We start from the raw sequence: 22,782 nt of genomic DNA, 5'->3' as shown, positions 1-22,782 counted from the left end.
AGTAGACGTGCGAGTAGCGCAATCGTGGCTGACCGAGATCCTGCAGCGGGCGACGCCCGACTGGGGGGTGACCGCCGACGAACTCGATGCCGGGTTCGTCCGTGTCGGGCTCGAGGTCGAGGAGGTCGACCGGCTGGAGCCGGTGACCGGTCCGCTGGTCGTGGCCCGGGTCGCCGAGGTCGAGGAACTCACCGAGTTCAAGAAGCCGATCCGCTTCTGCAAGGTCGACGTCGGCGCCGACGCGCTGCAGGAGATCGTGTGTGGTGCCCGCAACTTCGCCGTGGGTGACCTGGTCGTCGCGGCCCTGCCGGGTGCGGTGCTGCCGGGCGGGTTCGCGATCGCGTCCCGCAAGACGTACGGCAAGGTGTCCAACGGCATGATGTGCTCGGCGTCCGAGCTGGGCATCGGCAAGGACCACTCGGGCATCATGGTGCTCGAGCCGGGCACCGCGGAGCCGGGCACCGACGCGAACGTCCTGCTGGGGCTGGACGACACCGTCATCGAACTGAACATCACCCCGGACCGCGGCTACTGCTTCTCGGTCCGCGGCCTCACCCGCGAACTGGCCTGCGGCTTCGACCTGCCGTTCGCCGATCCCGCGGACGCGGCGCCGTTGCCCGCCGGGGACGGCGAGGCGTGGCCGGTGCGGCTCGACCCGGAGTCGAAGGCGACCCGGTTCACGGCCCGCACGATCACCGGTATCGACCCGAACGCCGTCAGCCCGTGGTGGCTGCAGCGGCGGCTGCTGCTCTCGGGTGTGCGCCCGATCTCGCCGGCCGTCGACGTCACCAACTACGTGATGCTCGAACTCGGTCAGCCGCTGCACGCGTTCGACGCCGCGAAGGTGTCCGGCGGGCTCGTCGTGCGCCGCGCGCAGGCGGGGGAGACGCTGACCACGCTCGACGAGGTCGAGCGCACCCTCGATCCCGAGGACGTCGTCATCGCCGACGATTCCGGGGTCGTCTCGCTCGCCGGTGTGATGGGTGGTGCCTCCACCGAGGTGCACGCCGGGACCACCGAGATCCTGCTCGAGGCTGCCACGTGGGATCCGCTGGCCGTCTTCCGGACGGCGCGCCGGCACAAGCTGACCAGCGAGGCCGGCAAGCGGTACGAGCGCGTCGTCGACCCCGCGGTGGCGTTGCCGGCGCTCGACCGGGCGGCCGCGCTGCTCGTCGAGATCGCGGGTGGCACGATCGCACCGACCCTCACCGATGTCGGCGGTGTCGTGCCGTCGGGGCAGATCCGGATGGACATCGATCTGCCGGACCGGGTGGCGGGCGTCGCCTACCCGAACGGCACCGCGGCCCGCCGCCTGACGCAGATCGGCTGCGCCGTCGAGGTCGGCGTCAGCGAGACCGGGCACGGACAGTTGGTCGTGACGCCGCCGTCGTGGCGCCCGGACCTGACGCAGCCCGCCGACCTGGTCGAGGAGGTGCTGCGACTCGAGGGGCTCGAGAAGATCCCGTCGGTGCTGCCGCACGCCCCGGCCGGACGCGGCCTGACCCCGCAGCAGCGTCGCCGCCGGGCCGTCGGCCGGATGCTCGCCGCCACCGGGCACGTCGAGATCCTGCCGCCGGTGTTCCTGCCGCACGCCGTGTTCGACACGTGGGGTCTCGGCGCCGACGATCCGCGCCGCAACACCACCACGGTGCTCAATCCGCTCGAATCCGATCGTCCCGAACTCGGGACGACGCTGCTGCCCGGCATGTTGGAGGTGCTGGCCCGCAACGTGTCCCGTGGCCAGCGGGATCTGGCGTTGTACGGCATCGCGCAGGTCGTGCAGCCCGGCCCGGACACCGCGACGGTCGAGGCGCTGCCGGTGGACCGTCGCCCCACCGACGAGCAGATCACGCGGCTGCTGACGTCGCTGCCCGCGCAGCCGCTGCACGTCGCGGTGGTGCTGTCGGGTCTGCGGGAGCCGTCGGGTCCGTGGGGTGCCGGACGCGCCGCCGACGCGTCCGACGCGTTCGCCGCGGTGCGGACGATCGCCGACGCCGCCGGGGTGGCGGTGGAACTGCGTGCCGCGCAGCACCTGCCGTGGCATCCGGGTCGCTGCGCCGAGGTTGTGTTCGACGGTACCGTCGTCGGTCATGCCGGTGAACTGCATCCGGCGGTCCTCGAGCGTGCCGGTCTGCCGGCCCGCACGTGCGCGGTCGAGATCGACCTCGACGCCCTCCCTGTCACCGAAGTGCTTCCGGCGCCGAGGATCTCGCCGTTCCCGGCCGTCCTGCAGGACGTCGCCGTGGTCGTCGACGCGGCCGTACCGGCAGCCTCGGTCGAGGCCGCGCTGCGGTCCGGTGGCGGCGACCTGCTCGAGGACATCCGCCTGTTCGACGTGTTCGAGGGCGCGCAGGTCGGCGAGGGCCGCAAGTCGCTGGCGTTCGCGCTGCGCTTCCGCGCCGCCGACCGCACCCTCACCGAGGACGAGGCCAGTGCTGCCCGGGACGCCGCGGTCGCTGCCGCGACCGAGGCCGTCGGCGCGGTCCTGCGCGGCTAGGCGCACGTAGACAGCAGGAGCCCCCGGACCGTCGTGGTCCGGGGGCTCCTGCCGTGTGGGAAGGAAAATCGGGCGTCGTGGTCGCCACCGTCACGCGGCCTGCCGAAACATCCGGATACGTGCCTGTGGCGATACTCCCGGGTTCACACGGCGGCCGGCGCGGTGTCGGAGGAAACGTCGGCGATGCCGTGCTGCTCGTCCTCGGGGCGTCCCTGCCGGGGCAGCAGGAAGGTGATGGCGAGGAAGGTGAGCAGCAGGCAGGCCTGGACGATGAGGGCGTAGTGGAAGCCGCTGGTGAAGTCGCCGGTCTCGGCCTGGGCGAAGAACACGGAGCCGAACACGGCGACGCCGATGGAGCCGCCGAGGGCCTGGACGGCGGACAGGACTCCGGAGGCGGAGCCGATCTCGTGGTCGTCGACGGCGGCCAGCATGAAGCTGAACAGGGCGGCGATGACCATGCCCGCGCCGATGCCGGAGACGGCCACGCCGGGGGCGATGTCCCAGATCGAGAACGAGACCGGGGACAGGCCGTCGAGTTCGAACCAGAGCAGTGCCGTGCCGGCGAGCTGGACGAGCGGGCCGATCTGGAGGACCTTGCGGCCGATCCTGTCGGCGAGGACAGCGCCGCTGACCGCGCCGCCGATGGCCGTGCCCACCGCGAGCGGCAGGTTGCCGAGTCCCGCCTCGCCGGCGGTGAAGTGCCGGCCGATCTGGAGGTAGAGGGTCAGCACGAGTTGGATGCCGATGAGCCCGGCGAAGAACAGGGCGATACCGCCGAGTCCGACGGTGAAGGCGGGCTTGCGCAGCAGGCCGGGGGTGACCAGCGGCTCACGGCCCGACGCGGCGGTACGGCGCTGGTGCAGCGCGAACAGGGCGAACCCGATGGTCGAGGCTGCCATGCACAGCCACGTCCACAGCGGCCAGCCGTCCTCCTGCCCCTGGTTCAGTGGCAGGACGAGGAGCGCGCAGGACGCCACGACCAGCGCCGCGCCGGCCGTGTCGACGCGCACCGTGTGGTCGCCGGCCTTCTTCGGCACGCACTGCGCGGCGACGATCAGCGCCGCGAGGCCGATGGGCACGTTGACCAGGAACACCGACCGCCAGCCCAGGCCGAAGAAATCGCCCTCGATGAGGAAGCCGCCGAGGACCGGGCCGATGATGCCGCCGAGCCCGAGGACCGGGCCGAAGATCCCGAAGACCCGGGTGAGTTCCGGACCGGAGAAGTTCTCCCGCAGTAGGCCGAGACCCTGCGGTAGGAGCATCGCCCCGGCGGCGCCCTGCATCAGCCGGAAGACGATCAGTGACTCGATGTTCGGCGCCAGCGCGCACATCAGTGAGATGGCGGTGAAGGCGGTCAGGCCGAGCAGGAACATGCGGCGTCGTCCGTAGCGGTCGCCGAGTCTGCCGCCGAGCACGAGTCCTGCGCCCAGAGTGAGGGCGTAGCCACCGATCACCCACTGCAGGCCGACGGAACTGGCGCCGAGGGATCTCTCCAGGTCCGGACCGGCCACGTTGACGATCGTGGCGTCCAGGAGATCCATGATCTCCGCGACGAGCATCACCGCCAGGATCAGCCACCGCCACCGGTAGGGCTCGGTGGTCTTCTCGTGAGTCCGGGACGGATCACGCATACCAGATACCTCCATCGTGAAGTAATTTCACGATGAAGGTAAAGTGGTGACGGTAAGTTGTCAAAAACAAGCCGCCGACGCGAACCGCACGGCAGGGGAGACGGACGGAGGGCTTCGGTGGAGGACGCGATGAACGACGACGGCGCAGCGCAGCGTGAACGGCTGATGGAATCACTGCGGATCTACGGCGGCCACTACGCCGAGCTCGGTCGGCGCTTCGCCGTCTGGCTGGGCCTGCACTCCACCGACGCGACCGCGGTGCTGGAGATCGCTGCCGCCGAAGAACGCGGCACCCCACTGTCGCCGACGCGACTGAGTGAGCGCATCGCCCTGTCCACGGGGGCCACCACCGCGCTCCTGAACCGTCTCGAAGCCGCAGGGCACATCACCCGCGTCCGCGAACACTCCGACCGGCGCATCGTCACCCTGCGCGGTGGCGGGCACATCCAGGAGCGGGCGAACGAGTTCTTCGACCCGATCGCCCGCCGCCTCGACGCCGCGATGTCGCACTACCCGCCGCAACTCCTGGAACAGTTCGAGTCGGTCATGGCCGACCTGAGCTCCGCTCTGGACACCTACCTCTCGGAGCAGGACTCGGCGATACCGCGCTCCCTCCAGGACCCCGGTGACCAGACTCTGCAGCCTCCCCGCGACGGCCGGTGACGCACTGAAGCGAGGTGTCGTGCTGGGCCGGTCTTTTCGCCGGACGGTGCGGGAACGGGTGACCGTGTCGCGGATGGTGGAGGGGAAGTCGAGACCGGCATCGACCTCGCCGCCGCAGGCCTCCTCTCGGTACTCTGGGCAGGGGTGGCGAGAGGAGTTCTTCATGGTGGAGGCGGGCAGCAGTTCGGACCCGAACCAGGCTGAGTCGAACGAGAATGGCCGTGCCACCACGAACGTTCCGCCGGACCCGTCGCGTCCGGCCGCGACACCGGAGGTGCCGCCGCCGCTGACGATCGTCCCCGACTACACGGAGGCCGGTGTGCCGACGTTCGAGCGGGTCCGCGACAAGATCGAGGAACGCCTCGGAACAGCGATAGGCGCCGAGGAATTGGGCCGTGACAGCCGTTCCGGCCGGGACCTCGACGAGCAGTGGGAGGCACGGGAGAAAGCGGCCCGCGACAAGCTCGACGAGATCCGCCGCTCGATGAAGAACGACTAGCCGCTCAGTGCCGCTTCAGGATCGCCGCGAGATCCGTTCCGGCGGGCAGCGAGCCGTACTCGAGGTCCCGGTCGGGGCCGAGTCGGGCGGCCAGGAATGCTTCGGCGACGGGCGTGGGTGCGGTCCGCAGCAGCAGTGACCCCTGCAGGGCGAGGGCCATCGCGGCCGCGACCCGACGCGCCCGGGACTGGGCTGCCGCGGCGTCGAGTCCGGCCAGCTCGCCGAGCAGCGACCGCATCCGGTCGTGGTGGGCGTCGAACAGTGCGGAGGCTCCGCGGGCGAGGGACAGTTCGGCGTCGAACGCGGCCACCGACTCCGGCTCCCGGGTCATGGCCCGCAGCACGTCGAGCGCGATGACGTTGCCGGAGCCCTCCCACACCGCCATCACCGGCTGTTCCCGGTAGCGGCGGGCCAGTGGGAAGTCCTCGGTGTAGCCGTTGCCGCCGAGACATTCGAGCGCCTCGTACGCGTGGTGCGGTCCGCGTTTGCAGATCCAGTACTTGCTCACCGCCGTCGCGAGCCGCCGCAGCGCCTTCTCCGTGTCGGACGCGTCGTCGTCGTGCGCGCGGGCCAGTCGCAGCGCCGTCGCGGTCGCCGCCTCCGATTCGAGCGCCAGATCCGCGACGACCGCCGTCATCGCCGGCTGGTCGATCAGCGTCGCCCCGAACGCCGACCGGTGCCGCACGTGCCACAACGCTTCGGCCACCGACTGCCGCATCCCGGCCGCCGACCCGTACACGCAGTCCAGGCGGGTGCGGGCCACCATCTCGATGATCGTGCGCACCCCGCGGCCCGCCTCCCCGACCAGATGCCCGAGAGTGCCGTCCAGTTCGATCTCCGACGACGCATTCGACTTGTTCCCCAGCTTGTCCTTGAGTCGCTGGATGCGGAACACGTTGCGGGTGCCGTCCTCGAGCACCCGCGGCACCAGGAAACAGGACAGGCCGTCAGAACAGTTCGCCAGCACCAGAAACGCATCCGACATCGGCGCCGAACAGAACCATTTGTGCCCGGTGAGCGCGTACGTCCCGTCGGCCAGTGGACGGGCGACGGTGGTGTTGGCGCGCACGTCCGAGCCGCCCTGCTTCTCGGTCATCGCCATCCCGAACAGGACGCCGGGCTTGTCGGCGGGCGCGGCGAGGTCGCCGGAGTAGCCGCGGGAGTACACGCGGGGCAGCCAGCGCGCCGCGAGATCCGGGGCGAGCATCAGTGACGGCACCGCCGAGTGCGTCATCGAGATCGGGCACGCGTGCCCGGCCTCGATCTGGGCGAACAGCATGAACGTCGCGGCGCGGGCCACGTTGGCGCCGGCCCGCGGCTGTGCCCATGCCGCGGTGTGCGCGCCGTGTTCGACGGCCGCGGCGATCACCCGGTGGTAGGCGGGGTGGTAGTCGACCTCGTCGATGCGGTTCCCGTACCGGTCGTGGGTGCGCAGGCGGGGGAGTTCGGTGTTCGCGAGGTCGGCCGCATGCTGGAACTCCGCCGTCCCGACGAGGGTTCCGACCTCGGTCAGGTGCGGGATCGCCCAGTCGGCGTCGTAGCGGGTGACGGCGTCGACCAGGGGGATATTGGACGTGAACTCGTCGATTCCCGCCCGTGGCGGGGCCTGGTTGAACACCTCGTGCGTACGGTGACCGTGTGGCATGGTGACCTCCTGTGCCCAATCTAGAACCGACGGCCCGATGTACCCCCGAAACCCACTGTGAATGTTCTTGCATGATGGTGCATAATCATCCGCATGGGTACTTCTGGAGACGCTGGAGCAGCGACGGCCGAGCAGCGGCCGCCGATCAAGGTCGCGATCGCGGGAGCGAGTGGGTACGCGGGCGGCGAGATCCTGCGCCTGCTCCTCGGGCACCCCGCCTACCGTGACGGCTCGCTCGTCATCGGTGCGCTCACCGCGGGCGGTAACGCCGGCAGCACCCTCGGCTCGCACCACCCGCACCTGCTGCCGCTCGCCGACCGGATCCTCGGGGCCACCGACGTCGAGACCCTCGCCGGCCACGACGTCGTCTTCCTCGGCCTGCCGCACGGCCATTCGGCGGCGATCGCGCAGCAGCTCCCCGCATCGACGGTGATCATCGACTGCGGTGCCGACTTCCGGCTCACCGACGCCGCCGCATGGGAGAAGTACTACGGCAGCCCGCACGCCGGCAGCTGGCCGTACGGCCTGCCCGAGCTGCCCGGCGGCCGCGACAAGCTGGTCGGCGCCACCCGCATCGCGGTGCCCGGCTGCTACCCGACGGTGTCGTCGCTCGCGCTGGCCCCGGCCGTCGCGGCCGGGATCGTCGAGCCGCGGGTCAACGTCGTCGCGGTGTCCGGCACGTCCGGTGCGGGCAAGGCGCCCAAGGCGGACCTGCTCGGCTCCGAGGTGATGGGGTCGGTGCGCGCCTACGGTGTCGCCGGCGCCCACCGGCACACCCCGGAGATCCGGCAGAACCTGTCCGCCGCGGCCGGCACCGACGTGACCGTGTCGTTCCTGCCGGTCCTCGCGCCGATGCCGCGCGGCATCCTCGCCACCTGCACCGCCCCGACGACCGCGACCGCCGACGAGGTCCGCGCCGTCTACGAGAAGGCGTACCGGGACGAGCCGTTCGTGCACGTGCTGCCCGAGGGGCAGTTGCCGCAGACCGGTGCGGTCGTCGGCTCCAACGCCGTCCAGATCGCCGTCACCGTCGATGCCGACGCCGGACTGCTCGTGGCGATCGCCGCGATCGACAACCTCACCAAGGGCACCGCCGGCGGTGCCGTCCAATCCATGAACCTCGCTCTCGGGCTCCCCGAGACCGACGGCCTGAGCACCGTGGGAGTGGCCCCGTGACCACCGAACCGACAACCGATTCCGCCTTCAGCGACGCCGTCGAGACCGCCGGTGGCCGGCTGATCCGCAGCCAGGGTGTCACCGCACCCGCCGGGTTCCGGGCCGCCGGCATCCAGGCCGGCATCAAGGCCAGCGGCCGCTCCGACCTCGCGCTCGTGTTCAACGAGGGTCCCGATCTGGCGGCGGCCGGCGTGTTCACCGCCAACAAGGTCAAGGCCGCGCCGGTGCTGTGGTCGCAGCAGGTGCTGACGGCCGGGGCGCTGCGGGCCGTCGTCCTCAACTCGGGCGGCGCCAACGCCTGCACCGGCGCCCCCGGCTTCCAGGACGCCCACGCCACCGCCGAACACGTCGCCGCCGCCTTGTCCGACTGGGGCACCGACACCGGCGCCGGTGAGGTCGCGGTGTGCTCCACCGGCCTGATCGGCGACCGGCTGCCGATGGACAAGATCCTCGCCGGCGTCACCGAGATCGTGCACGAACTGGCCGGCGGCATCTCCGGTGGCACCGACGCCGCGTACGCGATCATGACCACCGACACCGTCCCCAAGCAGGCGGCCCTGCACCACGGCGGCAAGTGGAACGTCGGCGGCATGGCCAAGGGGGCGGGCATGCTCGCCCCGTCACTCGCCACGATGCTGTGCGTCGTCACCACCGACGCCGTCGCCACCGCCGCCCAGCTCGATCAGGCGCTGCGGCACGCCACCCGGATGACGTTCGACCGCCTCGACGTCGACGGTGCCACCTCCACCAACGACACCGTGCTGCTGCTGTCGTCCGGCGCCAGCGGCGTCACCCCCGCCCAGGACGAACTGAACGCCGCCGTCCTCGCCGTGTGCGACGACCTCGCCGACCAGATGATGGCCGACGCCGAGGGTGTCACCAAGCGGGTCACCGTCACCGTCACCGGCGCCGCCTCCGAGCAGGACGCGTTGATCGCCGCCCGCACCGTCGCCCGCGACAGCCTCGTCAAGACGGCACTGTTCGGCTCCGACCCCAACTGGGGCCGCGTCCTCGCCGCCGTCGGCATCGCCCCGATCACCCTCGACCCGGACCGGATCGCGGTGTCCTTCAACGGCAATCCGGTCTGCATCGACGGCGTCGGCGCGCCCGGCGCCCGGGAGGTCGACCTGTCCGGCGAGGACATCGCCCTGCGTATCGACCTCGGTGTCGGTGACGCGGAGGTCGCCATCCGCACCACCGATCTGTCGCACGCGTACGTCGAAGAGAACTCGGCGTACTCGTCGTGAGCGGGGCCATCGAAAATCTCACCTCGAACCAGAAGGCGTACGTCCTGGCCGAGGCGCTGCCGTGGCTGCAGCGGTTCCACAGCAAGACCGTCGTGATCAAGTACGGCGGCAACGCCATGATCGACGACGATCTCAAGGCCGCGTTCGCGAAGGACATGGCGTTCCTGCGGACCGTCGGCATCCACCCGGTCGTCGTGCACGGCGGCGGACCGCAGATCAACGCGATGCTGTCCCGACTCGGCATGGAGGGCGAATTCCGGGGCGGCTTCCGGGTCACCACCCCCGAGGTCATGGACGTCGTCCGGATGGTGCTGTTCGGGCAGGTCGGTCGGGAACTCGTCGGCCTGATCAACGCGCACGGCCCGTTCGCCGTCGGGATCTCCGGTGAGGACGCCCGCCTGTTCACCGCGACCCGCCGCACCGTGCAGGTCGAGGGCACCCCCACCGACATCGGTCTCGTCGGCGACGTCACCAGCGTCGACCCGGCGGCCGTCCTCGACCTCATCGACGCCGGACGCATCCCCGTCGTGTCCACGATCGCCCCCGACGAGGACGGCGTCGTCCACAACATCAACGCCGACACCGCGGCCGCGGCCCTCGCCGAGGCGATCGGCGCGGAGAAACTCGTCGTCCTCACCGACGTCGAGGGCCTCTACACCGACTGGCCCGACCGCAGCTCGCTGGCCTCCGAGATCGACGCCACCGCCCTGCGCCGGCTGCTGCCGAGCCTCGACGCCGGCATGGTCCCCAAGATGGAGGCCTGCCTGCGCGCCGTCGACGGCGGCGTGCCCACCGCGCACGTCATCGACGGCCGCGTCGCGCACGCCGTGCTGCTCGAACTCTTCACCGGCGAGGGCATCGGCACGATGGTGACCCCCGAAACACTCGACACCCCGACTACCCCGGAAGGACCGCAATGACCGCCACCACGGATCTCCAACAGCGCTGGTCCGGCGCCCTGATGAACACCTACGGCGTGCCGCGGGTGGCGCTGGTGCGCGGCGAGGGCGCGGTCGTCACCGACGCCGACGGCAAGCAGTACCTGGATCTGCTCGCCGGTATCGCCGTCAACCTGCTCGGCCACGCGCATCCGGCGATCATCGAGGCCGTCACCGCGCAGCTGTCCACGCTCGGGCACGTGTCGAACCTGTACGCGTCCGAACCGTCCGTCGCGCTCGCCGAGCATCTCCTGTCGCAGCTCGGTGCGGGGGAGACCGGTACCGTCACCGGACGGGTGTTCCTGTGCAACTCGGGCACCGAGGCCAACGAGGCCGCGTTCAAGCTGGCGCGGCTCACCGGACGTCGCAAGATCATCGCCGCGGAGAAGGCGTTCCACGGCCGGACGATGGGCGCGCTGGCGCTCACCGGCCAGCCTGACAAGCGGGCCCCGTTCGAGCCGATGCCGGCCGGTGTCGAGCACGTGCCGTACGGCGACCTCGACGCCCTCGACCGGGCCGTCGACTCGGACACCGCCGCGGTCCTGCTCGAACCGATCATGGGTGAGGGTGGTGTCGTCGTCCCGCCGGAGGGCTACCTGGCCGGTGCCCGGAAGATCACCGCCGAGCGCGGCGCGCTGCTCATGCTCGACGAGGTGCAGACCGGTATCGGCCGCACCGGCTGGTTCTATGCGCACCAGGCGGCCGGGATCGTCCCCGACGTCATGACCCTCGCGAAGGGCCTCGGTGGCGGCATGCCGATCGGTGCGTGCATCGCGACCGGTGCGGCGGCCGAGCTGTTCGGCCCCGGTAAGCACGGCACCACGTTCGGCGGCAACCCGGTGTGCGCGGCTGCCGCGCTCGCGGTGCTGAAGACGATCGCCGACGAGGATCTGGTGTCGCACGCCGACGCGATCGGCAAGGTGTTCCGGACCGGTATCGAGGCGCTCGGGCATCCGCTCGTCGACCACGTCCGGGGCGCGGGCCTGCTGCTCGGTGTCGTCCTCACCGACGACGTCGCGCCCGCCGTGGAGACTGCGGCCCGCGACGCCGGGTATCTCGTCAACGCCGCCCAGCCGGGTGTCGTGCGGATCGCGCCGCCGCTGATCGTCACCGAGGAACAGGCCGAAGGCTTCATCGCGGCCCTGCCCGCCATTCTGAATGCTGCCGCGGCAGCGATGCCGACGGAAGGTAAGTAACTCCATGACGATTCGTCACTTCTTGCGCGACGACGATCTGACCCCGGCCGAGCAGGCCGAGGTGCTGGCGCTGGCCGCCGAGCTCAAGGCGAACCCGTTCTCCCACCGTCCCCTCGAGGGGCCGCGCGGTGTCGGTGTCATCTTCGACAAGAACTCGACCCGCACCCGCTTCTCGTTCGAGGTGGGTATCGCGCAGCTCGGCGGGCACGCCGTCGTCGTCGACGGCCGCAGCACCCAGCTGGGCCGCGACGAGACCCTGCAGGACACGGGGCGCGTGCTGTCCCGGTTCGTCGACGCCGTCGTGTGGCGCACGTTCGGGCAGGAGCGGCTCGAGCAGATGGCCGAGGGTGCGACGATCCCGATCGTCAACGCCCTGTCCGACGAGTTCCACCCGTGCCAGGTGCTCGCCGATCTGCAGACGATCGCCGAACGCAAGGGCGACCTGAAGGGCCTGCGGCTGACGTACCTCGGTGACGGTGCCAACAACATGGCGCACTCGCTGCTGCTCGGCGGCGTCACCGCCGGCATGCACGTCACGATCGCCGCACCGGCCGGGTTCACCCCCGACCCGACGATCGTCGACGCCGCCCGGGTGCGCGCCGAGCAGACCGGGGCGATGATCACCCTCACCGACGACGCGCAGGCCGCGGTCGTCGGCGCCGACGTCCTCGTCACCGACACGTGGACGTCGATGGGGCAGGAGGAGGACGGCCTCGACCGGATCGGACCGTTCCGGCCGTACCGGATCGATGCCGACCTGCTGGGGAAGGCGGCCGACGACGCGGTCGTCCTGCACTGCCTGCCCGCGCACCGCGGCGAGGAGATCACCGACGACGTCCTCGACGGCCCGCAGTCCGGGGCGTGGGACGAGGCCGAGAACCGGCTGCACGCGCAGAAGGCCCTGCTCGTGTGGCTGCTCGCGCAGCGCACCGGGTCGCGGCCGTGACCTCCGCCCCCGGATCCGGACGTACCCCGTCGGCGGCGGTCGCGCACACCCGTGCCGGCCGGCAGGCGCGGATCACCGCGCTCGTCGCCGAGGGGCACATCCGCAGCCAGGCCGAGCTTGCCGGTCTCCTCGCCGAGGAGGGCATCGAGGTGTCGCACGCGACGCTGTCGCGGGACCTCGAGGAACTCGGCGCGGTGAAGCTGCGGGCGGCCGACGGCGGCGCCGGCGTGTACGTGGTGCCGGAGGACGGCTCGCCCGTGCGGGGCGTCTCCGGCGGCACCGACCGCCTGTCCCGGCTGTTGGGGGAGCTGCTGGTGTCCACCGACGCCAGCGGCAACCTCGCCGTCCTGCGCACACCTCCGGGGGCCGCGCACTACCTGGCCAGCGCCCTCGACCGGGCGTCGCTGCCCGACGTCGTCGGCACGATCGCCGGCGACGACACGATCGTGGTGGTGGCTCGTGAACCGCTCACCGGATCCGAGCTTGCCGCCGCGATCGAGCGCCTGGCCTGAGCACTAGACTCTTCCCTCGAACACATCGAATTTCTAAGGAGCACACACACCATGGCTGATCGCGTCGTACTCGCCTACTCGGGCGGGCTGGACACCTCTGTGGCCATCAGCTGGATCGGCAAGGAGACCGGCAAGGAAGTTGTCGCCGTCGCCATCGATCTCGGCCAGGGCGGCGAGGACATGGACGTCGTGCGTCAGCGTGCCCTCGACTGCGGTGCCGTCGAGTCGGTCGTGGTGGATGCGCGTGACGAGTTCGCGGACGAGTACTGCCTGCCGACCATCCAGGCCAACGCGCTGTACATGGACCGGTACCCGCTGGTGTCGGCCATCAGCCGTCCGCTGATCGTCAAGCACATCGTCGAGGCCGCGCGGGCGCACGGCGGCACCGTCGTCTCGCACGGCTGCACCGGCAAGGGCAACGACCAGGTCCGTTTCGAGGTCGGTTTCGGCGCCCTCGCCCCCGACCTCGAGGTCATCGCACCGGTCCGTGACTACGCGTGGACCCGCGAGAAGGCCATCGCCTTCGCCGAGGAGAACAACATCCCGATCAACGTCACCAAGCGTTCGCCGTTCTCGATCGACCAGAACGTGTGGGGCCGCGCGGTGGAGACGGGCTTCCTCGAGGACCTGTGGAACGCGCCGACCAAGGACGTGTACGACTACACGCAGGACCCGACCCTGAACTGGAACACCCCGGACGAGCTGATCATCAGCTTCGAGGCGGGTAAGCCGGTCGCGATCGACGGCAAGCCGGTCACCGTCCTCGAGGCCATCCAGGAGCTCAACAAGCGTGCGGGCGCGCAGGGCGTCGGCCGCCTCGACGTCGTCGAGGACCGTCTCGTCGGCATCAAGAGCCGCGAGATCTACGAGGCCCCGGGCGCGATGGTCCTCATCACCGCGCACCAGGAACTCGAGCACCTCACCCTCGAGCGTGAGCTGGGCCGCTACAAGCGCCAGATGGAGCAGCGCTGGTCCGAGCTGGTCTACGACGGCCTGTGGTTCTCGCCGCTCAAGGACGCGCTGGACTCGTTCGTCGCGAAGACCCAGGAGCGGGTCACCGGCGACATCCGCCTGTTCCTGCACGGTGGCGCGATCACCGTCAACGGCCGCCGCAGCCCGCAGTCGCTGTACGACTTCAACCTGGCCACCTACGACGAGGGCGACACGTTCGACCAGTCGTACGCGAAGGGCTTCGTCAACATCCACGGCCTGTCCTCCAAGGTCGCGGCGAAGCGGGACCTGGGTCTCTAGGCCATGAGCGACGCTCACGGAACCAACGAGGGCGCCCTGTGGGGCGGCCGGTTCGAGTCCGGACCGGCCGCCGCCATGGCGGCGCTGAGCAAGTCGACGCACTTCGACTGGGTGCTGGCCCCGTACGACGTGCGGGCCTCGCAGGCGCACGCCAAGGTCCTGCACAAGGCGGGTCTGCTCAGTGACGCCGACCTCGCCACCATGCTCGACGGTCTCACCCGGCTCGGCGCGGACGTCGCCTCGGGTGCGTTCGGGCCGGCCGAGTCCGACGAGGACGTGCACGGCGCGCTCGAGCGTGGCCTGATCGAGCGGGTCGGCCCCGAGGTCGGTGGCCGGCTGCGGGCCGGACGGTCCCGCAACGACCAGGTGGCGACGCTGTTCCGGATGTGGCTGCGGGACGCGGCCCGTCGGGTCGCCGACGGTGTCCTGGACGTGGTCGACGCGCTCGCCACCCAGGCGGCGGCGCATCCGGACGCGGTGATGCCGGGCAAGACGCATCTGCAGGCGGCGCAGCCGGTGCTGCTGGCGCATCATCTGCTGGCGCACACGCATCCGCTGCTGCGGGACGTGCAGCGTCTGCAGGACTTCGACAAGCGGGCGGCGGTGTCCCCGTACGGGTCCGGTGCGCTCGCCGGGTCGTCGCTGGGTCTGGATCCGGACGCGATCGCGGCGGAACTGAAGTTCGACGCGGCCGCGGAGAACTCGATCGACGCGACGTCGTCCCGCGATTTCGCGGCCGAGGCGGCGTTCGTGTTCGCGATGATCGCGGTCGACCTGTCCCGGATGGCCGAAGAGGTCATCATCTGGAGCACCCCGGAATTCGGGTATGTCACGCTGGCCGACGCCTGGTCGACGGGGTCGTCGATCATGCCGCAGAAGAAGAACCCGGACGTCTCCGAACTCACCCGTGGCAAGGCCGGACGCCTCATCGGCAACGTGACCGGTCTGCTGGCGACGCTCAAGGCGCAGCCGCTGGCGTACAACCGGGACCTGCAGGAGGACAAGGAGCCGGTGTTCGATTCGGTGGCGCAGCTCGAGCTGCTGCTGCCGGCGATCACCGGTCTGGTCGGCACCCTCGAGTTCCACACCGACCGGATGGCGGAGCTGGCTCCGGCGGGCTTCACTCTGGCCACCGACATCGCGGAATGGATGGTCCGCCAGGGCGTTCCGTTCCGGGTGGCGCACGAAGCGGCGGGCGCGTGCGTGCGGGTCGCCGAGGCGCGGGGCGTGGGCCTGGACGAGCTCACCGACGCGGAACTGGCCGGGGTCGACCCGGCGCTCACCCCGGCGGTGCGGGAGGTGCTGACGGTGCCCGGTTCGATCGCGTCCCGTAATGCGCGCGGCGGTACCGCGGGCGTGCGGGTCGCCGAACAGCTCGGCGGCGTGCGCCGGTCGGCCGGTGCGCTGCGGGAGTGGACGCGCGCGTAGCGGTGACCCGCGAGTCGGTGTAACCCCGAGTTCACCCACGCAGTAGGGTGGAGGCTCATCGAAACAGTATGTGACGCGAGTCACGACGGTTTGCTGGGGGAGTGCACTGGTGAGTCCGAGTACCGACTACGTGGTGGGTTCGTTGCGGCGCGCCGTCGCCACGGCACAGAACGGCCTCGAAGTGGTTCGGCTCGGCGGTCTGGAAACGGGGGCGACCCCGTCCCCGTTCCAGATCGTCGAGCGGGCCCCGATGTACCGGCTGCGCCGCTACTTCCCGGACACCGATCCGGCCGCGGCCGGTGCGCCGATCCTGTTGATCCCGCCGATGATGATGTCGGCGGACGTGTACGACGTCACCCGTGATCAGGGGGCGGTCGGCATCCTGCACGGGCAGGGCCTCGACCCGTGGGTCGTCGATTTCGGCTCCCCGGACTCGGAGGAGGGCGGCTGGAACCGGACGCTCACCGACCACATCCTCGCGATCGACGAGATCGTCCACCTCGTCCACGAGCACACCGGCCGGGACGTGCACCTGTCCGGGTATTCGCAGGGCGGCATGTTCTGCTATCAGGCGGCCGCGTACCGGCGCTGCCGCAACATCGCGAGTGTCGTCACGTTCGGCGCCCCCGTGGACACGTTGGCGGCGTTGCCGTTCAACATCCCCGCCGGCATCGCCAGCAAAGGCGCCGACATCCTGGCCGATCACCTGTTCAACAGGTTCTCCATCGCGGGCTGGATGGCCCGCACCGGGTTCCAGTTGCTGGATCCGGTGAAGACCGCGAAGTCGCGGATCGATTTCCTCCTGCAGTTGCACGACCGGGACGCGTTGCTGCCGCGCGAGCAGCAGCGCCGGTTCCTGTCGCAGGACGGCTGGGTCGCGTGGTCGGGTCCGGCGGTCGCGGAACTGCTCAAGCAGTTCATCGTCCACAACCGGATGATGACCGGTGGTTTCGTCATCAAGGACACCGTGGTGAGCCTCGCGGAGGTGACCTGCCCGATCCTGGCGTTCGTCGGCGAGGTCGACGACATCGGTCAGCCGCTCGCGGTGCGCGGCATCAAACGGGCCGCCCCGCGCGCCGAGGTGTTCGAATCCACGTTGCGGGCCGGCCATTTCGGGCTGGTCGTCGGGTCGGCGTCGGCGTCGCACACGTGGCCGACGACCGGCGAGTGGGTGCGCTGGCGGGAGGGTATCGGACCGCGCCCGGAGTTGGTGGACGTGATGATCCACGACGAGCCGTCCGGCCACGACACCGGTGTGAGCATCACCAACCGGATCACCCACACGGTCGCGTCGATCGCGGAGGTCGGTGTCGGGTTCGGTAAGGGTCTCGCCGATTTCGCGGCCGGCACGGTGCGTGGGACGAAGGAACTCTCGATCGAGGCGACGCGGGCGCTGCCGCGGCTCGTCCGCCTCGGGCAGTTGCAGTCGCATTCGCGGATCTCGCTGGGCCTGCTGCTCGCCGAGCAGGGCCGGCACGCGCCGGGCGGCGAATGCTTCCTGTTCGACGACCGGGTCCACACCAACGTCGCCGTCAACACCCGCATCGACAACGTCGTCCGCGGCCTGGTCCATTCCGGGGTGCGGCCGGCCAACCACATCGGTGTGCTCATGGCGACCCGGCCCAGCGCGCTCGTCACGATCGCGGCACTGTCCCGGATCGGTGCCGTCGCGGTGCTGCTGCCGCCGGGTCGGGACCTGGACGAGGCCGTGCGGTTGGGGTTGGTCGAGAAGATCGTCGCCGATCCCGACCATGTCGCGGACGCGGTCGCGACCGGCAAGAAGGTCCTCGTCCTCGGCGGTGGCGAATCCCGCGGCCTGCCGGTCGATCTCGGGCCGGACGTCGTCGATCTCGAGCAGATCGACCCCGACACGGTGACGCTGCCCGGCTGGTACCGGCCGGATCCGGGGCTGGCCCGTGAGTTGGCGTTCGTCGTGTTCAGCGGTGCCTGCGGCAGCCTCGAGGCCAAGTACATCACCAACTACCGCTGGGCGTTGTCGGCGTTCGGTACCGCGTCGGCCGCGTCGCTGAGCCGCGGCGACACCGTGTACTGCCTTGCCCCGTTGCATCATTCGTCGGGGATCATGGCGACACTCGGCGGTGCGATCGCCGGCGGCGCGCGGATCGCGTTGTCGCGGGGCCTGGATCCGGAGCGGTTCGCGGAGGAGGTGCACCGGTACGGCGTCACCGTCGTCAGCTACACGTGGACGATGATGCGCGAGATCCTCGACGCCGAAACCCTGCCGCTCGAGGACGGTCACCCGATCCGGTTGTTCATCGGATCCGGTATGCCGCCGGGCCTGTGGCGCCGGACCACCGAACGGTTCGCCCCGGCCCGAGTCCTGGAGTTCTACGCCTCCACCGAGGGTGAGGTCGTGCTCGTGAACGTGTCCGGCGCCAAGGTGGGGTCGAAGGGGCGGCCGCTGCCGGGCAGTGCGGACGTGCGGATCGGCGCGTACGACCCGATCGAGGGTCGTCTGCTCGAGGACGAGCAGGGGTTCGTCCGGGAATGCGCCGACGACGAGGTGGGACTGCTGCTCGGGCGTCCCGGCACGCGCGCCGAGTTCGCGCCCGGCGTGATGCGCGGGGTGTTCGCGGCGGGCGACGCGTGGGTGCCCACCGAGAACCTGTTCCGACGCGATCCGGACGGCGACTTCTGGCTCGTCGACCACAAGCGTGCCGTCGTCGCCGCCGAACGTGGTCCGGTGTACACACAGCCGATTGTCGATGCGCTCGGGGAGATGCCGCAGGTCGGTCTCGCCGTCGCCTACGGGGTGCCGGCGGGAGACCACCGGGTGCCGGTCGCGGCGATCACCGTCGACGGCGGCCGGACCCCGAGCATCGCCGAGATCACGGCCGCACTCGGACAGTTGCCGATCGCGCAGTGTCCCGACATCGTGCACGTCGTCGACACGATTCCGCTGGGTGCGTCGTACCGGCCGAATTCCGCGGCGCTGCAGGCGGCGGGCCTGCCTGCGCCGAGTGCCCGGTCGTGGCATCTCGACACCGAGACCGGCCGGTACCGGCGGTTCACGAAGGCGATCGCGGCGCGGTACGGGGAGCGGTCGGCGTGACTTGTACCCTGGACCGGCCGAGATCGACGAACGGCCCGAGAGGATTTCACGTGTCCATTGATCCGACCCTGCTCAGCATCCTGGCGTGCCCGCAGGACAAGGGCCCGTTGCTGCTGGTCGGCGACGAGGTGCTCTACAACCCGCGCCTGCGCCGCGCCTACCCCATCGAGAACGGTATTCCGGTGCTGCTGATCGACGAGGCCCGTGACGTGGACGACGCCGCGCACGCGGACTACCTCGCCCGCGGTACCGCCGCCGACGCCTGACCGGTCACGGCGTCCGGCGCCGCAGCGTGGCCGCGGCCAGGCACAGGGCGGCGACGACGAATCCGGCCACGATACCGATGTCGCGCCACATCAGCCCGGTGGTTCCGGGGTGGGCCGCGACCTGCTGCAGCGCCTCGACGGCGTAACTCAGCGGTAGGACGTTGCTGACCCATTCGAGCCATTGCGGCAGTTGGCCGCGCGGCACGAGCAGCCCGCAGAGCAGCAGCTGCGGGATGACGATGACGGGCATGAACTGCACGGCCTGGAACTCGGTGCGGGCGAACGCGCTGCACAGCAGTCCGAGGGCGACCCCGAGGACCGCGTTGACCACGGCGATGAGGATCACCCACACGAGCGATCCCTGTGTGCTCAGTCCGAGGAACCCGAACGCGACACCGCACGCGAGGGCGGCCTGCGCGGCCGCGGCCAGAGAGAAGGCGGTGCCGTAGCCGCCGAGCAGGTCCAGCTTGGACAGGGGAGTGGTGAGCAGCCGTTCGAGGGTGCCGGAGCTGCGTTCCCGCTGCATCGCGATGGATGTCACCAGGAACATCACGATGAACGGGATGATGCCGAGCATCGTGATCGCGATCCGGTCGAACAGCGGGACCTCGCCCGGGGTGGTCGGCACGTTCTGGTACAGGAAGTACAGCAGGATCATCAGGAGGGACGGCACCAGCAGGATCATCGCGACCGTCCGGTGGTCGCCGCGCAACTGCCGGAGGATACGGACGGTGCTCGCCGCGTAGATGCGGGGTGTGACGATCATCGGTCGATCCCCACCCGGCCGCGGATGAGGGAGAGGAACGCCTCCTCGAGATTCGTCTTCCCGGTCCGGGCCCGCAGATCGTCCGGGGCCAGGTGCGCGAGCAGGCGCCCGTCGCGCATCAGCAGCAGGCCCTCGCAGTGGTCGGCCTCGTCCATGACGTGACTGGACACGATCAGTGTCGTGCCGGCCGCGGCGAGCGCGTCGAAGTGCTCCCACAGGTCGGCGCGCAGCACCGGGTCCAGGCCGACGGTGGGTTCGTCGAGGACGAGGAGTTCGGGCCTCCCGACCAGGGCACACGCGAGCGACACGCGTCCGAGCTGGCCCCCGGACAGATCCGACGCCCGATGCCGTGTGCGACTCGTCAGGCCGACCGCGTCGATCGTCTCGTCGACGGCGGCGGAGTCGGCGCCGTAGGCCGCGGCGAAGTAGCGGACGTTGTCGCGCACCGACAGGTCGAGGTAGACGCACGGGTCCTGGGTGACGTACCCGATCCGGCGACGCAGCGACGACGCCCCGGCGGGGCTGCCGAGGACCGTGACCGCCCCGGATTCGACGATCTGCGTTCCGACGACGGACCGCATGAAGGTGGTCTTGCCGCAGCCGGACGGCCCCAGCAGCCCGGTGATCGACCCGGACGGGATCGAGACGGACACGTCGTCCAAGGCGGGGACGTCCCCGCGGCGCACCGTCAGACCGCGAGCGTCCACGGCGGGAGGGCCGGTCATGGTCGCCTCGATTCCTCGGGGGAACGAACTCATCGCACGAGGACATCGTCGTCCCGGGGGCGGGCCGCGGTCAACGACCGGTCCACGAGGGACGGGCCGCGGTGCAGAATCGGCAGCGTGACCTCGAACGGACGAACGATCCTGCGCGACGCCGACCATCCGCTGACGGCCGCCCGGGCGGTACTGGGCGCGGTGTTGACCGTGGGCACCGTTCGTGCCCGACTCGTCGAGGTCGAGGCGTACGGCGGTGACCCGGACGGTCCGTGGCCCGACCCTGCCGCGCACTCGTATCGGGGCCGCACCGCCCGCAACGCGGTCATGTTCGGTGAGGCCGGACATCTGTACGTGTACCGCAGTTACGGCATGCATTTCTGTGCGAACGTCTCCTACGGCCCGGACGGGGTCGCCGGTGGTGTGCTCATGAGGGCCGCCGAGATCCTGTCCGGTCACGATGTCGTGGCGACCCGGCGGCCGGCGATCCGGCGCCTGTCCGACGCCGCCCGCGGCCCCGGCAATCTCGGCAGTGCGCTCGGACTGTCCCTCGACCGCAACGGAATCGACCTGTTCGGTCCCGACCCGGGTATGACGCTCGAACTGCATCCGGTGGACGACGTCCGCAGTGGACCGCGGGTGGGGGTCGCTGTCGCCGCGGATCGGCCGTGGCGATTGTGGGTACCCGGTTCGACGGCCGTCTCCGCGTACCGGCGCAGCCCACGCGCACCCGCCGCAACCGGGCGGTGGGATGATCGGGTGCGTGACTGAGAACATCCTTGACGAACTTTCCTGGCGGGGCCTCATCGCCCAGTCGACCGATCTGGACGCGCTGCGTCGTGAGACCGAGGCCGGTCCAGTCACGTTGTATGCGGGCTTCGACCCGACCGGACCGAGCCTGCACGCCGGCCACCTCGTGCCCCTGCTCGCCCTCAAGCGTTTCCAGCGGGCCGGCCACCGTCCGATCGTCCTGGCCGGCGGCGCCACCGGCATGATCGGTGACCCGCGCGACGTGGGTGAGCGGGTCATGAACTCGGCCGACACGGTCGCCGAGTGGGCGCAGCGGATCCGCGCCCAGCTCGAGCGGTTCGTCGACTTCGACGATTCACCGACCGGCGCGATCATCGAGAACAACGCGAACTGGACGTCGAAGCTGTCCGCGATCGACTTCCTGCGCGACATCGGCAAGCACTTCTCTGTGAACGTCATGCTGGCCCGCGACACCGTCAAGCGTCGCCTCGAATCGGACGGCATGTCCTACACCGAGTTCAGCTACATGCTGCTGCAGGCCAACGACTACGTGCACCTGCGTCGCAACTACGGCTGTGCGCTGCAGGTCGGAGGCTCCGACCAGTGGGGCAACATCGTGGCCGGCGTCGACCTCAACCGGAAGGTCGACGCGGCCTCCGTGCACGGTATGACGGTGCCGCTGGTGACATCGGCCGACGGCAAGAAGTTCGGTAAGTCCACCGGCGGCGGCAGCCTGTGGCTCGACCCGGAGATGACGAGTCCCTATGCCTGGTACCAGTACTTCGTGAACACCGGCGACGCCGATGTCATGCGTTACCTGCGCTGGTTCACGTTCCTCACGCAGGAGGAACTGGCCGAACTCGAGACGGCGACTGCCGAGCGTCCGCAGGCACGGGAGGCGCAGCGACGCCTCGCCGCCGAGATGACGACCCTCGTCCACGGCCAGGCGAACACCGACGCGGTCGAGTTGGCGAGCCGGGCACTGTTCGGGCGCGCGGAGCTGACGGAGCTCGACGAGTCGACGCTCGCCTCGGCACTGAAGGAGGCGTCGATCGCCGAGATCGCGGCCGGACAGCCCCGCACGATCGTCGACCTGCTCGTGGCGAGCGGACTGTGCGACAGCAAGGGCGCCGCGCGCCGTGCGGTGAAGGAGGGCGGCGCGTACGTGAACAACCAGCGGATCGAGTCCGACGACTGGGAGCCCGCGGCCGGCGACCTGTTGCACGGACAGTGGCTGGTCGTCCGGCGCGGGCGGAAGAACTTCGCCGGCATCAAGACCCTCGCCGGCTGAGCCGGTATCCCGGCACCGCCAGCTGACGTGTCCGGCGTCACGAAGAAGTAGATCGGCCCGATGGGGGCGGGATTCGTCCCGCCCCCATCGCGCTACCTGGGGTTTTGCTGCGACGCTGTCCGCATTCACATCTCTGACCAGGCGATTTGGCAAAGCGGTGATCGGCCCCGTAACTTATTCCAGGTCAGAGCGACACGGACACCGACCCGGACGCGATCTTCACAGGTCAGCGAGGGAAAACGAGGTTGTACGGGGAGCGCCTGACGGTCTCCGAGTTTGACTGGTGTTCAC

Annotated in this window: 19 protein-coding genes; 15 read left to right on the top strand and 4 right to left on the bottom strand. The window is 70.5% G+C overall.

What is annotated here, in order from left to right; genetic code table 11:
• Nucleotides 1-7: 7 nt before the first annotated feature.
• The gene (gene pheT, locus E0497_RS17600) at nt 8-2,497 is read left to right on the top strand and encodes a phenylalanine--tRNA ligase subunit beta (RefSeq protein ID WP_137726094.1); all 2,490 of its coding nucleotides are present in this window, start codon (nt 8-10) and stop codon (nt 2,495-2,497) included.
• 143 nt (nt 2,498-2,640) lie between these two features.
• Here the strand turns inward: pheT and E0497_RS17595 are convergent, their stop codons facing one another.
• A complete protein-coding gene (locus E0497_RS17595; RefSeq protein ID WP_137726093.1) occupies nt 2,641-4,128 on the bottom strand; it encodes an MFS transporter in 1,488 nt (495 codons plus the stop codon).
• Between the two features lie 117 nt (nt 4,129-4,245).
• Between E0497_RS17595 and E0497_RS17590 the strand changes: the two genes are divergently transcribed.
• On the top strand, nt 4,246-4,791 hold the full coding sequence (locus tag E0497_RS17590; protein WP_137726092.1) for a MarR family winged helix-turn-helix transcriptional regulator: 546 nt from the start codon (nt 4,246-4,248) through the stop codon (nt 4,789-4,791).
• Between the two features lie 163 nt (nt 4,792-4,954).
• On the top strand, nt 4,955-5,290 hold the full coding sequence (locus tag E0497_RS17585; RefSeq protein ID WP_241665950.1) for a PspA/IM30 family protein: 336 nt from the start codon (nt 4,955-4,957) through the stop codon (nt 5,288-5,290).
• A gap of 4 nt (nt 5,291-5,294) precedes the next feature.
• Here E0497_RS17585 and E0497_RS17580 read toward each other — a convergent pair whose 3' ends face one another.
• Nucleotides 5,295-6,935 carry an acyl-CoA dehydrogenase family protein gene (locus E0497_RS17580; RefSeq protein WP_137726091.1) on the bottom strand — a complete coding sequence of 547 codons (1,641 nt, stop codon included), beginning with the start codon at nt 6,933-6,935 and terminating at the stop codon, nt 5,295-5,297.
• A gap of 93 nt (nt 6,936-7,028) precedes the next feature.
• Between E0497_RS17580 and argC the strand changes: the two genes are divergently transcribed.
• The 10 genes from argC to E0497_RS17530 all read left to right on the top strand — a co-directional run bounded on the left by argC (nt 7,029) and on the right by E0497_RS17530 (nt 18,968).
• A complete protein-coding gene (gene argC, locus E0497_RS17575) occupies nt 7,029-8,111 on the top strand; it encodes an N-acetyl-gamma-glutamyl-phosphate reductase (RefSeq protein WP_137726090.1) in 1,083 nt (360 codons plus the stop codon).
• The gene (gene argJ, locus E0497_RS17570) at nt 8,108-9,358 is read left to right on the top strand and encodes a bifunctional glutamate N-acetyltransferase/amino-acid acetyltransferase ArgJ (RefSeq protein ID WP_137726089.1); all 1,251 of its coding nucleotides are present in this window, start codon (nt 8,108-8,110) and stop codon (nt 9,356-9,358) included. The genes argC and argJ overlap by 4 nt, the downstream gene beginning before the upstream one ends.
• Nucleotides 9,355-10,278: an acetylglutamate kinase gene (argB, locus tag E0497_RS17565; RefSeq protein ID WP_137726088.1), complete on the top strand. Its 924-nt coding sequence runs from the start codon at nt 9,355-9,357 to the stop codon at nt 10,276-10,278. Before argJ ends, argB begins: the two co-directional genes overlap by 4 nt.
• On the top strand, nt 10,275-11,492 hold the full coding sequence (locus tag E0497_RS17560; RefSeq protein WP_137726087.1) for an acetylornithine transaminase: 1,218 nt from the start codon (nt 10,275-10,277) through the stop codon (nt 11,490-11,492). Before argB ends, E0497_RS17560 begins: the two co-directional genes overlap by 4 nt.
• Before the next feature lie 4 nt (nt 11,493-11,496).
• Complete coding sequence (gene argF, locus E0497_RS17555; RefSeq protein ID WP_137726086.1) at nt 11,497-12,438, top strand: ornithine carbamoyltransferase; 942 nt, start codon at nt 11,497-11,499, stop codon at nt 12,436-12,438.
• Nucleotides 12,435-12,950, top strand: a complete 516-nt coding sequence (locus E0497_RS17550) for an arginine repressor (RefSeq protein WP_137726119.1) — start codon at nt 12,435-12,437, stop codon at nt 12,948-12,950. The genes argF and E0497_RS17550 overlap by 4 nt, the downstream gene beginning before the upstream one ends.
• A gap of 51 nt (nt 12,951-13,001) precedes the next feature.
• Nucleotides 13,002-14,201: an argininosuccinate synthase gene (locus E0497_RS17545; RefSeq protein WP_137726085.1), complete on the top strand. Its 1,200-nt coding sequence runs from the start codon at nt 13,002-13,004 to the stop codon at nt 14,199-14,201.
• Between the two features lie 3 nt (nt 14,202-14,204).
• On the top strand, nt 14,205-15,629 hold the full coding sequence (gene argH / locus E0497_RS17540) for an argininosuccinate lyase (RefSeq protein WP_137726084.1): 1,425 nt from the start codon (nt 14,205-14,207) through the stop codon (nt 15,627-15,629).
• Nucleotides 15,630-15,738: 109 nt separating this feature from the next.
• A complete protein-coding gene (locus E0497_RS17535) occupies nt 15,739-18,702 on the top strand; it encodes an acyl-CoA synthetase (RefSeq protein WP_170313005.1) in 2,964 nt (987 codons plus the stop codon).
• Nucleotides 18,703-18,752: 50 nt separating this feature from the next.
• Nucleotides 18,753-18,968, top strand: a complete 216-nt coding sequence (locus E0497_RS17530; protein WP_137726083.1) for a Trm112 family protein — start codon at nt 18,753-18,755, stop codon at nt 18,966-18,968.
• Nucleotides 18,969-18,972: 4 nt separating this feature from the next.
• Here the strand turns inward: E0497_RS17530 and E0497_RS17525 are convergent, their stop codons facing one another.
• On the bottom strand, nt 18,973-19,734 hold the full coding sequence (locus E0497_RS17525; protein WP_137726082.1) for an ABC transporter permease: 762 nt from the start codon (nt 19,732-19,734) through the stop codon (nt 18,973-18,975).
• On the bottom strand, nt 19,731-20,459 hold the full coding sequence (locus E0497_RS17520; protein WP_137726081.1) for an ABC transporter ATP-binding protein: 729 nt from the start codon (nt 20,457-20,459) through the stop codon (nt 19,731-19,733). Before E0497_RS17520 ends, E0497_RS17525 begins: the two co-directional genes overlap by 4 nt.
• A 117-nt stretch (nt 20,460-20,576) precedes the next feature.
• Here E0497_RS17520 and E0497_RS17515 point away from each other — a divergent pair, with 117 nt between their 5' ends.
• Nucleotides 20,577-21,221 carry a DNA-3-methyladenine glycosylase gene (locus E0497_RS17515; protein WP_241665949.1) on the top strand — a complete coding sequence of 215 codons (645 nt, stop codon included), beginning with the start codon at nt 20,577-20,579 and terminating at the stop codon, nt 21,219-21,221.
• Nucleotides 21,214-22,491: a tyrosine--tRNA ligase gene (gene tyrS, locus E0497_RS17510; protein ID WP_137726080.1), complete on the top strand. Its 1,278-nt coding sequence runs from the start codon at nt 21,214-21,216 to the stop codon at nt 22,489-22,491. Before E0497_RS17515 ends, tyrS begins: the two co-directional genes overlap by 8 nt.
• Nucleotides 22,492-22,782 lie beyond the last annotated feature (291 nt).

Origin of the sequence: Prescottella subtropica (assembly GCF_005434945.1) — a bacterium.
GTDB lineage: Bacteria > Actinomycetota > Actinomycetes > Mycobacteriales > Mycobacteriaceae > Prescottella > Prescottella subtropica.
Note: the sequence above shows the minus strand (reverse complement) of the source record. Positions and strands in the feature narration are given on the sequence as shown.

Coding starts and splice junctions, on each gene's coding strand:
- E0497_RS17595 (WP_137726093.1), bottom strand. CDS start 4,128: ATGCGTGATCCGTCCCGGACTCACGAGAAGACCACCGAGCCCTACCGG.
- E0497_RS17585 (WP_241665950.1), top strand. CDS start 4,955: ATGGTGGAGGCGGGCAGCAGTTCGGACCCGAACCAGGCTGAGTCGAAC.
- E0497_RS17580 (WP_137726091.1), bottom strand. CDS start 6,935: ATGCCACACGGTCACCGTACGCACGAGGTGTTCAACCAGGCCCCGCCA.
- argC (WP_137726090.1), top strand. CDS start 7,029: ATGGGTACTTCTGGAGACGCTGGAGCAGCGACGGCCGAGCAGCGGCCG.
- E0497_RS17560 (WP_137726087.1), top strand. CDS start 10,275: ATGACCGCCACCACGGATCTCCAACAGCGCTGGTCCGGCGCCCTGATG.
- argF (WP_137726086.1), top strand. CDS start 11,497: ATGACGATTCGTCACTTCTTGCGCGACGACGATCTGACCCCGGCCGAG.
- E0497_RS17545 (WP_137726085.1), top strand. CDS start 13,002: ATGGCTGATCGCGTCGTACTCGCCTACTCGGGCGGGCTGGACACCTCT.
- argH (WP_137726084.1), top strand. CDS start 14,205: ATGAGCGACGCTCACGGAACCAACGAGGGCGCCCTGTGGGGCGGCCGG.
- E0497_RS17525 (WP_137726082.1), bottom strand. CDS start 19,734: ATGATCGTCACACCCCGCATCTACGCGGCGAGCACCGTCCGTATCCTC.
- E0497_RS17520 (WP_137726081.1), bottom strand. CDS start 20,459: ATGACCGGCCCTCCCGCCGTGGACGCTCGCGGTCTGACGGTGCGCCGC.